Consider the following 15,049-nt stretch of genomic DNA (forward strand, 5'->3'; position numbering starts at 1 on the left):
AAGCAACGTTAGATTTTTCCGCCTTGCAAAAGGCAAAGAGGATAAAAATGTCTGAGATTCGACTAAATAAAAATATTTGCACCATTGAAACCAGCATGACCGTGGGGCAAATCATAGAGATTTTGGCTAAGAAGCCATATGCCTACATTGTGTTACGCCGCCCGAAACAGGAAGCGGGTGCTTACTGGTTTTATGTGTGTCGCCCGGAACAGCTTTTATTCTGGATTAAGAATTCCGGTTCGTTTCCGAATATACCTGATGATATTGAGAAGACTCCAGTTTCATATCTAATTGATAAACTAAGGAAAAAGAATGATTCAGCAAGCCAAAGTTTACCTTTGATGGAGCTGATTCCATTTCATGAAACTGACTCGGCGCCTGTTGTAAATAAAAAAATCTCAAGCTGGAATGAAGATTTTTACCGGGGCGGGTGGAAGTCCGCTAATTTTCCAGTCTTATTACAAGGTAATAAACCGCAAGGCGTCTTTGATCCTGTTCAGGTTCAAGAAAAAAAAATGAGTAAGCAAGAAAATAGATTGTTCGGATATGTCGGAATCCCGGAAACAATTCAATCTTATCGTGGAATACCAACCTATCACGCCGCCGATACGGCAGATTCTAAATTGTTTGGTTATGAGGAGCAGGAGGGGCTGAATGCTGTAGCTGCGGCTTTTGCCGATGCAAAATCAATGCATCAAGCCTATCCCGACATTAAAGCGTCCGATGAGCATCCTGTTGCCGGCGACTCTATTGACCTGGAAGTCAGCCTTGAAGATGTTCTCAGTGCAACAACCAGCGGGATAGTCATGCTTCCGAATGAAGCGCCTGAGTTTGTATTTAAGATGCGCGTGCATTTGCTGTGTGCAGACCATTCTGAATGGCAAGACCTCGACTATAGTCAAGCCAAGGGTACGATAACATCAGCACAGTTTACAATAACAGCCCCTGATTTGACGCTCGACGCTAACGGAGATTATCCGGAACGGGAAAAATTGTTGGTTCGCGCCAATTTTTATTATGAAAACCGCTGGTGCGGTGAAGGGCGGCGATTTCTGGACTTACGGCTGGATGATTCTATCGCGCCAGTAAAGAAGATTCCCAAGCCGCCGGAAAGTGAATGGCAGAAGTGTCTTAACATTGAGCAAGGCGCCCAGCCTGCTGATTTGCTAGTGCGTATTCAGCATAAACAGGGTAATAACTATCTCTGGAGTTTTCTCTCGCCCCACCTTGAGTTTGCCGGAAGCTCCGAGGCAAGCATGGAAATACCGGACGGCGCCGAGGCTTGGGTTAAAACGCTGTTGGAACCCTATGCCGGCATTGATCTTTTTGATTTGAAGAAGGCGGAAATCAAAGGCATAGGAAAAGCTATCTACGACAGTACGCCCAAAGATTTTAAAGAAGCCTACCGGGAACTTTTCCACGCCTTAAATGCCAATTTCAATAGCATCCTGTTTATCTCGGATGAATCGTGTGTGCCTTGGGAACTTATGCATATAGCCATTGAAGGCGTGACGCCGGAATTTCTGGGTATCCGTCACGCCGTCGGGCGCTGGATTGCCAGTGAATCATCCCGTCTTGTCCAGAATATCAATGTACAAGAGTTTGTAGTGACGGGGTCGGACTATGCTAATACTCCTAAAATCAATAAACTTCCCTGGGTCAGAGATGAGCTTGATTGGCTCACGGAACACTATAGATCCCAGCGTATTGCGCTAAATTCAGCAACCATTTTGGATTTTTTAAAAAATGGTACCGCCCAAGCGGTTCATTTTGCTTGTCACGGCCAGAACTCAAACAAAAACTCTTTGCTGAATGAGTTGATCATGGAGGATTATCCTGAAAATATTACGCCTTTGGTTATTAACGGATGGGACGTTCAGAACGGGCTGGGTAAGCAGCACCCTATAATCTTTTTAAACGCCTGCCAAGCCGCGGCGGCGGGAAATGAGCTTGGACTGATTGTCGGCCTCCCCGCCGCTTTTCTGGCGGCGGGCGCCAGTGCGGTCATCTGCCCGCTTTGGAGAATTAGCGACGAACATGCAAAAGAAATTACCGAACAATTTTATCTGGCGGCTTTCGCGCAGTCCGGCAAAACCCTGGGGGAAATTCTACAAACTATTAGGGAGCAATGGGAAAGTAAGAATCACCTTACTTTCCTGGCTTATGTTCTCTATGGCGACCCGCAGGCTAAAATTAATTTTAATCCTCAACCATAAAGAGAGACCGCTATGGAAGACTTTGAATTAGAAGAAAACACAGACCCGATTGAGCTGGACGCGGGCATTACGTTGCTTGCCCCCGGCCTGGCCGGTTCCTGTCGTTATGTTGGTGCGCGCACGCACGGTACAACACGCGCGTTGACAGCTGAAAAGACCGGGTTGGATGAGGCCATCAGGGAGGCGAATCTGGAAGACCGGCATACGCTGGTCATTGAAGCGCCAACGCCCGAGCCTCAACCTGAACAAGGCGGACGCGGCGGCGTATTTGAGGATGCTGTGGGCAACAATGAAATTTTGTTGCAAGTCCCGGGGTATCAAGATGAGCGGCAGTTCCTGATGTACACCGATGAAGCCGGGATTATTTCTTTTCACTATCCTGAACCCGTCGAACCCAATCAAGCTTTGCCCAGCACTCGTTCGGTCGAAGCGGCCGTTCAGAACCAATACCGGATCACTTTGCGCAGTGGACAGGATCAAAATCCCGCCAAACCCGCATCCGATTCGCGCGGACTGTTTGGCAAAATTGGCAGCAAGATACTTAAGGTATTGGTCACCAAGGTGTTTGACAAGCAGGCAGGCAGCTCGGTGCATTGGGCTATACAGCAATGGGAAAATCGCTGCAGGGCATTTCAGGGCTTGCACGGTGGGAAAAACTTTACTGAATTGATGAGCCAGTCTCCTATGCCCTTCGATAAGTGGGATGATATTCGCGATAAAAAAGCCTTGTTGTTTATACATGGCACCAGCAGCAGCACGGCGGGTGCATTTGCCGGGCTGTTAAAATCCGATATTCCTGAAAAGCTTTATGAACAGTATGATGGACGGGTCTTGGCCTTCAACCACCACACTATGAGCATTGGCGTTGCCGAAAACGTTATGCAGTTTTACGACGCCTTCAAGGATCATCCGGGCAATTATGTTTTTGACATTATCTGCCATAGCCGCGGTGGGCTGGTGGCGCGGGCGTTGACTCATCTGCCCGATGACTTTATCGCCCAACGGCTCGATGGCCGGCAACGTCCGCCAGACGTTAACATAACGATTGACCGGATTGTCTTCGTGGCTACGCCAAATGCCGGAACCGACTTAGCCCGCCCGGAGAACCTCTCGGCAATGATTGAGCGGCTTGCCAACTTTGTTAATCAGTTCCCGGACGGTTTGGCCTCGATTAGCGGGGGCATGTTGTTGACACTGGCGTCAGCAATAGTCGATGCAGGGCTGCCTTATGTTCCGGGATTGGAAGATCAAAGTCCGGTTAGCAACTTGGTTAATGTTTTAAATAGTAAGCCGGAATACTCTGAACGCTACTACGGATTCGGGGCTGATTATGAGGTCACAGGAAATTTGCGAACCGTGGTTAAAGCGGGAGTGGATTCTGTGGTGGATCGACTGTTTAATGATAAAGCCAATGACTTAGTGGTTCCTACCTTGGGCGTTTCAAGCAATGCTTGCTTTAGCCTGGATTCCGGTCGCATCCATAATTTTAACGGTGGCGAGGTTTACCATACTAATTTCTTTTTTCAGACGGAAATAAGAAAAATACTGGAATTTTTGGCGGAATAATCGACAACGGATAATTAAATCTTGATCCGGCTAATAAAATTGGATCGGATTTTTGCACTGTGCAGGGCCGGGGCAGTCTCAACCTTGCACAGTATCTGTCAGACAACCCGGTCAGGCAGCTGGTTCCCGGCAAAGAAGGCGGCCAGATTGGCTAAAACCTTTTCGCCCATTGCGGTACGCGTCCCCAAGGTGGCGCTGCCCAAATGCGGCAGTAGCGACACATTATCCAGGGTTAGGAAGCCTTCGTGCACATTAGGCTCTCCTTCATAGACATCAAGACCCGCTCCGGCAATCCGTTTGTTTTTAAGCGCATCGATCAGCGCGGCGCTGTCAACGACATCGCCTCGGGCGGTGTTAATTAAATGCGCGGACGGCTTCATCAGGTTGATCATGTCGGCATTGATTAAATGCCGTGTTGCCTCGCCGCCGGGGCAGTGCAGCGAAACATAATCGGCTATTTGCATCAGTTCTTCGATCGAGCCGCAGCGGGTCGCGTTAAGGTCGTCGGTTACATATTCGTCGGCCGGGCTGGGTTTGAAATAGACGATTTTCATGCCGAAGCCGTGATGGGCTTTTCTTGCCATGGCTTGGGCGATACGACCAAAGCCGATCAAGCCCAAGGTGGCGCCGGTCACATCGCTGCTCAGCATGTGTGTTGGGCACCAGCCTTGCCATTGTTTGGCGCGGACCAGACGGTCGCCTTCCGCGCCGCGGCGTGCGGACATTAACAACAAGGTCATCGCAATGTCGGCGGTGCTGTGCGTCAATACGCCGGGGGTGTTGCTCACAACCAAGCCCTGCGCCTTGGCGGCGTTAATGTCGATATGGTTGTAGCCTACGCCGAAGTTGCCGAGAATTTTGCAGCGTTTGTTTTCGACGTTGATAACGTCGGCGGGAAATGAATCGCAAACGGTGGGACAAACGGCGTCGTAATTTTGCAGTGCGGATCTAAATTCGTCCGCGCTTAAAGGCCGGTCATCTTCGTTTAAGGTGACGTCGTAAAGGGCTTTGAGTTTTGCCTCGACTGAGGCGGGCCATTTGCGGGTAACAAAGACTTTGGGTTTGCTCATGGGTTATCCTCTCATTGGCGTGTGGTGGATTAAGATATATCACCACGAAGACACGAAGAGCACGAAAAAACAGAATGAAAATTACTGATTAAATATACAGGCTTTCTGTTTAAAAATAACGCCATGATGGAAAACGAAATAAAAGCTTCGTGTCCTCGGCAATTGCTCCTGCATTGCTTTACCTCCTGCATCCATGCAGTCGTTCGTGTCTTCGTGGTGAATTTTTTTACTTAAGTTGGCGTGCGGGGCGTGTTGTACACGCCCCTGCGATATTACTGCGCTGTTGAACGGTAGTATTCAATCGCCGCAGCAACACCGGAACCCGGTTTGATGTCAAAGCCGTTGTCCAACATCGCCATTTCAACGCCTGCGATACAGCCCAGCATCGAAACGTCGTTCATATCGCCGACGTGGCCGATACGGAAAGCTTTGCCGGCAAGTTCGGATAAACCGGCGCCTAAAGAAATGTCGTAGCGGCTAAAAGCGGTGCCGATCACGTCTCTGGCATCCTTGTCTGCGGGAACCACAATCGCAGTCACTGTGTCCGACTCGAAACCGGGCTGGGCGCAAATTGTTAATCCCCACGCGGCAACGGCTTTGCGGACGCCTTCGGCCAAACGGTGATGGCGTGCGTAAACATTTTCCAGGCCTTCTTCCAGCAGCATGTCTAACGCTTTGCGCAAGCCGTATAAAATAGGCAGCGCCGGTGTGTAAGGCGTGTAGCCGTCTTTGTTGGCATTCACCTGGTCTTTCAAGTCCAGGAAGCAGCGCGGGTAGGTTGATGTTTCCGTGGCTTTTAGCGCTTTTTGGCTGAATGCCAGGAATGCGCCGCCAGCAGGCATCATAAAGCCCTTTTGCGAGCCGCTGATTGCGCCGTCTACGCCCCATTCGTCCATGCGGAAGTCAAGGCTCGCAATAGAGCTGACGCCGTCAACGAATAAGAGCGCCGGATGGTTTGCCGCGTTCATGGCTTTGCGAACGCCGCCAATATCGCTGGTAACGCCGGTAGCGGTTTCGTTGTGCGTCGCCAAAACGGCCTTGATTTCGTGTTGGGTGTCTTCTTTTAAACGGGCTTCCAGCTTATCCAAAGGAATGCCTTTGCCCCAGGTTTCCTGATGAATCTCGACATCGAAGCCTAAGCGTTTTGCCATTTCAGCCCATAAATGGCTGAATTGACCGAAGCGATAGATTAAAACCTTGTCGCCAGGGTTTAAGGTGTTGGTTAACGCAACTTCCCAGCCTGCGGTACCGGTAGCAGGAAAAATAAACGCTTGCCCGGTTTCTGTTCTAAAGATTTTTTTCAGATCTTGTAAAAGAGGTGTCAACAGTTTTGGGAACGCGGGAGAACGATGGTCCTCCATGGTGACATGCATAGCGTTCAGGATTTCATTTGGCACATTGGTAGGGCCAGGAATATAAAGGTGGTTACGACCAGCCATTGCATTGCCTCTTTGAGTAGTAGTTGAGTGATAAACACGGCTTGGACATTGAAAAAGCCAATGTCCAAAAACCAGCAATAATGACATAGCCGCTAAAAATCGGCAAGGTTAGATTACGGCTCGAGCCGGAAAATACGCGGTAAAAATTGACTTTGAGGCCTCTGAAAGTAAAATGTGCGGTTAATTTACGTTCGGCTTAAGCCGTATAGGTCGGATTTACTCGACAGCCGATGGTAGTCGCAAAATGTCGGGTTACGCCAATCCGGCTTGATTTACAACAATGAAATTAGGAATGTACCAATGAGCCACACCTTATATGCAGCGTCAGTTCAACGAGTTCAACGCTGCGAATTAGCCGTTCCGGGTTCCAGCCCTGAAATGTTTGAAAAAGCGATGAGAAGTGGCGCTGATTTTATTTTTCTGGATCTTGAGGACGCGGTCGCTCCTGATGATAAATTGCAAGCCAGAAAAAACATTATTGAAGCGATTAACGACCTGGACTGGAAAGGCCACGGCGTAACCGTTTCGGTGCGCATCAACGGCCTGGACACCCAGTACATGGTGCGTGACGTGGTGGATCTGGTCGAACAGTGCGGCGCAAAAGTCGACACGATTTTGATTCCTAAAGTCGGTGTTTATGCCGATGTGTATATGGTTGAAGCGATGCTGAACCAGCTGGAAATGCAGCAGGGGCTGAAAAACAAGATCGGCATTGAAGCCTTGATTGAAACGGCATTGGGCATGGCTAATGTGGAAGATATCGCCCGCAACGGCGCATCAGGCAGTCTTGAAGCCCTGCATTTCGGTGTGGCCGATTACGCCGCAAGCAACCGCGCCAGAACCACCAATATCGGCGGTTTAAATCCTGATTATCCGGGTGATCAATGGCACGCTGCGATCAGCCGGATGACGGTCGCCTGCCGCGCCTATGGCTTGCGTCCTATTGACGGTCCTTTTGGCGACATTAAAGATCCCGAAGGTTACAAATTAGCCGCAAGACGAGCCGCGGCTTTAGGTTGCGAAGGCAAATGGGCGATCCATCCGTCGCAAGTTGAATTAGCCAATGAAATATTCACCCCGCCTGCGGCTGAAATTGAAAAAGCAAAACGCATATTGGCCGCCTTGAAAGAAGCGGCGGCGCAAGGTAAAGGCGCGGCGGCATTGGATGGTCGTTTAATCGACGCCGCATCGGAGAAAATGGCCAATAACGTGGTCAGGGCTGCTGAAGCGATCGCAGCAAAAAAATAATAGTCTTGTAGATATCGGGGCTGCGTTACGCTGACCCGAGCTACGCAACACATAAATTAGGAGATGCTGTGGATATTCATGAATATCAGGCGAAAGAAATTTTAAGCGGTTACGGCGTTAAAATCGCTGAAGGCGGTATGGCCTACAGCCCTGAAGAAGCCGTGCAACGCGCCAGAGATATTGGCGGACACATTTGGGCGGTAAAAGCGCAGATTCATTCGGGCGCACGCGGCAAGGCGGGCGGCATTAAAATCTGCAAGACCCACGATGAAGTTGAGGCGGCGGCCGAAGCGTTGCTGGGTAAAAGACTGGTCACTCATCAAACCGGCCCTGCCGGTAAAGTGTGCGGCAGACTGTACGTTGAAGCCGGAACCGACATCGCCAAGGAAATGTATTTCTGTTTCCTGGTTGACCGCAGTTCGGAGCGCATCGTCATGGTTGGTTCCGCTCAAGGCGGCATGGAAATCGAGGATTTGGCCGAAAACAATCCCGATGCGATTACCAAAATTTACATCGAACCTGCCGTAGGTTTGCAAGATTATCAGGCGCGTGAAATGGCCTTTGCCTTGGGCCTGGATCCCGAATTGTTGAGCCATGCCGTTAAAACCATCCGCGGTTGTTACCGCGCTTTGCGTGAACTCGATGCGAACATGCTTGAAATCAATCCGCTGGTGGTTACCCGCAGTAACGAGTTGGTCGCTTTGGACGCCAAAATGGGCTTTGACGACAACGCGCTGTTCCGTCAGCAAAAAATCTCCGAATTACGCGATAAAACCCAGGAAGATCCCCGTGAAATGGCGGCTGCCGACCGTGGTTTAAGCTACGTCGGCCTGGATGGAGACATCGGCTGCATGATCAACGGCGCGGGTTTGGCGATGGCGACAATGGACATGATTAAGCTGGCCGGCGGCGAGCCTGCCAACTTCCTCGACGTAGGCGGCGGCGCATCGGCCGAACGAACCGAAAAAGCGTTCCGTTTGGTATTGGCCGACAAGGGTGTAAAAGCCATGCTGGTTAATATTTTTGCCGGCATCAACCGTTGCGACTGGATTGCCGAGGGCGTTGTCGAGGCGGTCAAGAAAATCGATATGAAAATACCGCTGATCGTCAGATTGTCAGGCACCAACGTTGAAGAAGGCCGCAGGATTATCGCGGAAAGCGGCCTGCCTATCATTACCGCCGAAACCTTGGCCGAAGCGGCTGAAAAAGCGGTGCAGGCGCGCAATGAAGCGGTTGCAAAAGAAGCGGCACAGGGAGCATAAGATGGCTATTTTAATTGACGAAACAACACGCATTATTGTCCAGGGCTTTACCGGAAAAATCGGCAGTTTTCACGCCCAAGACATGATCAACTACGGCTCTAACGTCGTCGGCGGCATCACTCCCGGCAAAGGCGGCCAAACCCATTTAGGCCGGCCGGTTTTTAATACCGTAAAAGAAGCCGTTCGCGAGGTTGGGGCTGAAGCCAGTATTATCTTTGTCCCACCCGCTTTTGCTGCCGATTCGATCATGGAAGCGGCCGATGCGGGCATTAAATATTGTGTCGCGATTACCGACGGTATCCCGACTCAGGACATGATGACGGTTAAAAACTTTCTGCGCCGTTTCCCGGCAGAGCAAAGAATGATCCTGACCGGCCCCAATTGCGCAGGCACTATCAGTCCGGGTCGCGCGATGCTGGGCATTATGCCGGGGCATATCTACATGAAAGGCAATGTCGGCATCGTCGGCCGTTCAGGCACTTTAGGGTATGAGGCGGCCGACCAAATGAAACGTCTGGGTATCGGCATTTCAACCTCCGTCGGTATCGGCGGCGACCCGATCAACGGTAGTTCGCACCGCGATATTCTGGAAAAATTTGAAGCCGACCCTGAAACTAAGGTGGTGGTCATGATTGGCGAAATCGGCGGCCCGCAAGAAGTTGAAGCCGGGATTTTCGCCAAAGAACACATGAGCAAGCCGGTAGTCGCCTATATCGCCGGATTGACTGCACCGGAAGGCCGCCGCATGGGCCACGCCGGTGCGATTATTTCAGCAGCAGGCGAAAGCGCCGCCGAAAAAGTGGCCATGTTAAAAGACTTGGGCGTCACCATCTGCCCGACACCGGCGGCTATGGGCGAAACGGTGGCCGCTGTGTTGGCGAAGATGTAAACGAAAGATACGAAAAGGCAAAGGACAAAGGGCGAAAGGCACAAGGTTTTTTTACCTTTTGTCTTTCGCCCTTTGTCTGCTTTTATTTTTAATACCCATAGGGCGTAAATGAAAATACTTATTCTTGGGGCCGGCGTTACCGGATCGTCGGTTGCCGGGGCATTGGCAAGCGAGGAGAACGATATTGTAGTCGTCGATTTCAGGACGGAGTTGCTCGACGCATTAAAAGAGCGTTTCGATATTGCCACAGTCGCGGGTAATGCGGCGCATCCTAGGGTGCTCGAACAAGCCGGCGCCCGGACTGCTGATATTATTATCGCGGTTACCGACAGTGATGAGACCAACATGCTGGCGTGTGTAATCATTAATGCGCTGTACAGTCGCCCGAAAACGATTGCACGGGTACGCGCGGTCGATTACCTGAAAAATCCCCAATTGTTCGGCCCGAACGGTATTCCGGTAGATATTGTGATCAGCCCGGAACAAATTGTCATGGAGGCTATCCGCAATTTAATTGAGTTTCCCGGTGTTCAGCATATTTCCGATTTTGCCGATGGTCTGGTGCGCCTTTTTTCAGTTAAGGTGGTGGCGGACGGTTCTTTAACCGGTAAGAAAATTAAAACCCTGAAAGAGCGTTTGGTTGGCGGTAAAATTCGCGTGGTGGCGATTTTCCGGCAAGGTATTCCGTTGGCGGTGAGCGGCGACGCCGTTATTGAAACGGGTGATGAGGTGTTTTTCGTGGCGCCTCGCGAAGAAGTGCGCGGGGTCTTGAAAGAACTGAACAAGCTTGAGGCCCCGTTAAAGCGAATTATCATCGCAGGCGGCGGCCATGTCGGCAAGCGTTTGGCGCTGGCGCTGGAAAGCGATCATCAAGTGAAAATTATTGAAAAAGACCCCAAGCGTGCTCACAAAATAGCTAACGATCTTGATCACACGGTGGTGCTTCTAAGCGATTGTGCCGATGAGGCATTGTTGATTGATGAGTCTATCGACAGTACCGATTTGTTTTGTGCAATTACCGAAAATGACGGCGTCAACATTGTTTCCGCTTCCTTGGCAAAAAGTTTGGGCGCGCGGAAGGCTATCTGTTTGCTCAATCATGTCTCATACAGCAAGCTATTGCCCGGAACGGGGATTGATGTTGCGGTATTACCTAATCAGGAAACGCTCGGCAGTATTTTAAAGCATGTGCGCCGAGGCGACGTGGCGCAGGTCAGTTCCCTATGCGGCGGCACAGCCGAGGCTATCGAGGCTATTGCACACCAAAGTCAGGATCTGAATTCCGTTGTTGGTCGTAGGGTGGATGCTATCAGCTTTCCTGAAGGCATCGTGATGGGGGCGTTGATACGCAACAAGCAGGTTGTTGCGATTCATTGCGACACGGTATTTGAAGAAGGCGATCATGTAGTGATGTTTGTGATGGATAAAAAACTGGTTGTAAACATCGAGAAAAAATTCCAGCCTCTTTAGTTAAGGGCAGGCTAAGGACTAAAGGCGAAAAACCTTTGTTCTCGGTCTTTTGCCTTTAGTCTTGAACCTTTCGCTTTGAACCTAACCTCATGAATGTCATCTTTACAATCATCAATATTTTCGGCTTAGTCACCATAGGGTTCAGTGGTTTGATGGCTACTTGCTGGCTGACCTCAGCGATAGCTGATGACGGCGCTGTCACGGCTTTTTCCCAGGGGACGATGATTACCTTGTTAATGGGGGCGTTGATGTTTGTTCCGACGCTACGGATACCGAAAAAAGTGACGCGGCAAACAGGTTTTTTGATGGTGGCGATTACCTGGTCGGTAACGCCGGTTTTTTGCACTCTGCCGCTGATGATTTACCAGCCTGAATTGAGTTTTATCGACGCTTATTTCGAGACGGTTTCCGGGCTTACTACGACCGGTGCGACCATATTCAGCGGTATTGACCAGTTGCCGATGTCGATCAATTTGTGGCGACATGAGCTGAACTGGATAGCGGGTATGGGCATTATTATCTTTGCGGTTGCTATTTTACCTATTCTGGGTGTCGGCGGCATGCAGTTGTATATTGCAGAGTCGCCGGGAACTGTAAAGGAATCCGATTTGCCGCCGCGTATCGCGCAAACGGCTAAAGCTTTATGGCTGGTCTATGCGGGCATCACGCTGGCCTGCGTTGTCGCCTTGCGCTTGGCGGGCATGAATTGGTTTGATGCAATCTGCCATGCATTTTCCGCGATGAGTTTAGGCGGGTTCTCCACCCATGATAGCAGTATAGGTTTTTTTAATTCACTGTCTATCGAGATGGTATTAACTATCTTCCAGTTGCTGGCGGCGATCAATTTTGCTACTCATTTTGTGGCGCTTAGAAAACTTTCGTTCACCCCCTATGTCGATGACAGGGAAGCCAGAGGCTTTCTCGCGTTGGTGCTGGGAAGCTGCGTAGTGACGGCTGGGGTGCTGTGGCATGCAGGCACCTATCCTGATTTTTTTACCGCGTTACGTCATGCAACGTTTAATCTGGTTACTATTGCGACTGATTCCGGATTTTCCAGTCAGGACTTTAATCAATGGCCTATCTTTGTGCCGATGTGGATGTTGTTTTTAAGTTGCGTTTCGGCTTCTTCAGGTTCTACAGGCGGCGGTATCCGTATGATTCGCACGATCATCCTGATGAAACAAGCGCGCCTGGAACTGTTTAAATTTATTCATCCTTTTGCGGTTAGACCGATGAAAATCGGCAATACCGTAGTCAATAACAAAATTGTTGCTTCCGTGACCGGATTTATTTTTCTGTATTTCATCAGCATCGTCATTCTGGTATTCATGCTGCTGTTGAGCGGGTTGGATTTTATAAGCGCTTTTTCGGCGATTATCGCCTGCTTTAACAATGCCGGTCCCGGTCTTAATCAAGTGGGGCCGGCGACCAATTACGCCAGTCTGAGCGATATTCAGACCGGTATCTGTACATTCGCAATGCTTCTGGGGCGGGTGCAAATATTTTCTATTGTGATTCTGTTTGTGCCGGAATTCTGGAGAAAATAATTTGCGTCAGAATTGAGGCAGGTGATGCTGCCTTAGTAATTTACGCGGTTATAAGGCATGGGGAGTGCGGAGAATGAGGGGGAGGGTATAAAAGTCTTTAAAGCCTGTAAAAACAAAAAGCCCGGCATATAGCCGGGCTTTTTGGTACTGCGAGCGCTCTATTTACAGTTGAATAGAGCTAGAAACTTTTTGTGCAGATTTATCTGGATCGTCCAGGCAGCCAGACAAGCCAACAATCATTAACGCCATAGCTATAAGAGACAAAATTTTATTCATAAGAATATCCTCCAAAGGGGTTTGAATTATTTTTATTAATTTGCGCCATTAAATTAAAGCACATGCATTTTATATCATGACTCGAATGATGATGCAATAATAAAAACCAATAATCATTTACGCAATTAAAGCTCGTTGATATTGTCAGGTAAATCAAAAGAGATCTGTTCGTCGGTCCATTTTGCCGTTCCGATAGTGGTCCACTGTGGAGTTAAATTTTTGTGTAATTGGTCTTCAACCCAGTAAGAAGGCGCGCTGATTTTTTTTAGCTTTATGTTGAAAACGGCATTATCAAGGTTCAAGCCGATCTTTTGTCCCCAGAAAGCAGTGACTTTCATGATAAGTTTATGTAAGCGTTTATTGTCAATGTTGGGTGTAACGGCAATATTGGCCCACATCGAATGAACGCGACCCCAGTTGGGGGCAAGAAGACGACCTTGCTCATTGACAAAAGGCAGCCAACGTTCAGCGCCGTTTGAGTCGGTATAGGTCATCGCTAAAATATGGTCATAACCGGCAAAATGGTCGTGCAGATAAAGCGCATGGGGAGTAATGCCTAAAAAGGTCTGGGAGACCATTAAAACGGCATTGCTGGCTTGTGATAAGGGGCTTTGAGGGGTGTCGGCATTAAGTCTGTAAATAAGCCCGTAATGAATCGAGCTGTTTAATTGCAAAACGAGCAGCGCAATCAATATTTTTGTGAGCTTCCTGGAAAAAGCGTTCGGTTTTTGCTCGGCAAAGGTTTCAAAAAACTGATGATATAAGGTCGTGTCCGTTATGGCTTGGGGTACTGGGCAGGCGGATGAGCAGGGGATGCGCTTGCGTGTATCGGCAATAGACCGGTATTTTTTTAAGGCAAATTGATGGATTCCCGGAAGGCTTAAAAAAACACCTATCGGAAATAAATAGCGCATTTTTATGAATATCCGGCTATAGGTGTCGACGCCTGAATAAATTCGGCCCGCGCTATCCAGTGCGTATAAGTCGGTTAACAGGGTCTCGTTATTAATGGACGCAAGTTCCGGGTAATGTGCGGCATGTTCCTGAGCGTTTTTGAAGTCTATGCAATTGAATACATCAAAATGATTAAGGACCAGAACGGTACGATTACACAAAGGACACAGCTGATCATAAAATACGGTAAGAGAAGGCTGTTTTGCGGTAACCAGCCGGCCAATACAACGCCACCATTTGAAAGGGACCAGTAAGGTATAAAAGCTCAGCATCCCAAGGCCAAAAGGATAAATATTGAAGGACAAGGTGATACCGAGATGAAGCCCGCAGCCGATCAATAAATAGACGATGCGTAGCCGGCGCTTGGCGAAAAAGAAAATAAAGGTAAATTGGAAGATTAAAATCGTATAGCCAAGGATGTTTTGCAACAGTTTATTGTTCAGCAAGTAAGACATGTCGATGGCTGAAACATAATAAGGCTGTGTCGCCGGTAACCAAGTGCCCAAGCCGTTGCGCCAGTGTTCGGCAAACATCTTGTGTATGGCTGAGTCAAAGTAGAGGAAGCCGAGACAGATAGCAACCGGCAGGTAGTAGGCAAGAACTGATACGGTCGGTTTCGGGTAGTTGCTGTAATGAGTAAAAGGCGTACTCAGTTTGTATCGAAGATTGTCGAGTGAAAATGCCCTGTCTCCCGGCATAAAAAGCAGAAAAAATCCCGTCCCGATCATGAATAAATCAAAGCCGCCGTCAAAATCCCGTTGCATCGGTGTGAAATTAACAAAAATAATCCAAATGATGTAATTGCAGGTTATTGCAAATCGGTAGCGGTAGCCGGTCACAATAAAGGCGGCAATAACGCCCCAAAGGCACAAGAAGAAAGGAATCATCGGGAATTCGACGTCTATATAGGGAACGGGGTCGAAAATTAAATGATTAAAGTACAGCAGGAAAATGATTTCCTGTAGCGTGATCAAGCCGTAAAAAATCCGGAATAAGCCTATGCCGGTGGCTGGAGCTTGCTTGGAATGAAGTTCTAAGAGTTTAGCGGAGATAAGTTTATACATTTCATGATTCGGAAAATCGAGAGGATGTATAAATTATATAAGAAATGT

At 49.1% G+C, this 15,049-nt stretch carries 10 protein-coding genes; 7 read left to right on the top strand and 3 right to left on the bottom strand.

The genetic code is table 11. The features are described 5' to 3' along the window. The first annotated feature begins 47 nt into the window (after positions 1-47). Together V3O24_RS08730 and V3O24_RS08735 are read left to right on the top strand one after the other, a co-directional pair. A complete protein-coding gene (locus V3O24_RS08730; RefSeq protein WP_104423107.1) occupies positions 48-2,216 on the top strand; it encodes a CHAT domain-containing protein in 2,169 nt (722 codons plus the stop codon). A 12-nt stretch (positions 2,217-2,228) separates the two neighbouring features. After that, the gene (locus V3O24_RS08735; RefSeq protein WP_331306971.1) at positions 2,229-3,782 is read left to right on the top strand and encodes a hypothetical protein; all 1,554 of its coding nucleotides are present in this window, start codon (positions 2,229-2,231) and stop codon (positions 3,780-3,782) included. A gap of 98 nt (positions 3,783-3,880) precedes the next feature. On the opposite strand, the gene V3O24_RS08740 is transcribed toward V3O24_RS08735, so the two are convergent. Beyond that, positions 3,881-4,852: a D-glycerate dehydrogenase gene (locus V3O24_RS08740; RefSeq protein ID WP_331306972.1), complete on the bottom strand. Its 972-nt coding sequence runs from the start codon at positions 4,850-4,852 to the stop codon at positions 3,881-3,883. 272 nt (positions 4,853-5,124) lie between these two features. Beyond that, the gene (locus tag V3O24_RS08745; RefSeq protein ID WP_104423110.1) at positions 5,125-6,291 is read right to left on the bottom strand and encodes an aminotransferase class V-fold PLP-dependent enzyme; all 1,167 of its coding nucleotides are present in this window, start codon (positions 6,289-6,291) and stop codon (positions 5,125-5,127) included. Between the two features lie 300 nt (positions 6,292-6,591). Here V3O24_RS08745 and V3O24_RS08750 point away from each other — a divergent pair, with 300 nt between their 5' ends. From V3O24_RS08750 to V3O24_RS08770, 5 genes are all read left to right on the top strand, one after another. Continuing rightward, a complete protein-coding gene (locus tag V3O24_RS08750) occupies positions 6,592-7,539 on the top strand; it encodes a CoA ester lyase (RefSeq protein ID WP_331306973.1) in 948 nt (315 codons plus the stop codon). Between the two features lie 68 nt (positions 7,540-7,607). Then, on the top strand, positions 7,608-8,801 hold the full coding sequence (locus V3O24_RS08755) for a malate--CoA ligase subunit beta (protein WP_104423112.1): 1,194 nt from the start codon (positions 7,608-7,610) through the stop codon (positions 8,799-8,801). A gap of 1 nt (position 8,802) precedes the next feature. Further along, positions 8,803-9,690 (top strand): succinate--CoA ligase subunit alpha, encoded by an 888-nt coding sequence (sucD, locus tag V3O24_RS08760; RefSeq protein ID WP_331306974.1) that lies wholly within the window; start codon positions 8,803-8,805, stop codon positions 9,688-9,690. A 108-nt stretch (positions 9,691-9,798) separates the two neighbouring features. Next, on the top strand, positions 9,799-11,160 hold the full coding sequence (trkA, locus tag V3O24_RS08765) for a Trk system potassium transporter TrkA (RefSeq protein ID WP_104423114.1): 1,362 nt from the start codon (positions 9,799-9,801) through the stop codon (positions 11,158-11,160). Positions 11,161-11,249: 89 nt separating this feature from the next. Next, a complete protein-coding gene (locus V3O24_RS08770; protein WP_104423115.1) occupies positions 11,250-12,707 on the top strand; it encodes a potassium transporter TrkG in 1,458 nt (485 codons plus the stop codon). A gap of 401 nt (positions 12,708-13,108) precedes the next feature. On the opposite strand, the gene V3O24_RS08775 is transcribed toward V3O24_RS08770, so the two are convergent. After that, a complete protein-coding gene (locus V3O24_RS08775) occupies positions 13,109-15,001 on the bottom strand; it encodes a DCC1-like thiol-disulfide oxidoreductase family protein (RefSeq protein ID WP_331306975.1) in 1,893 nt (630 codons plus the stop codon). Positions 15,002-15,049 lie beyond the last annotated feature (48 nt).

It is taken from the genome of Methylobacter sp. Wu8 (genome assembly GCF_036440755.1).
Taxonomy (GTDB): Bacteria; Pseudomonadota; Gammaproteobacteria; order Methylococcales; family Methylomonadaceae; genus Methylobacter_A; species Methylobacter_A tundripaludum_A.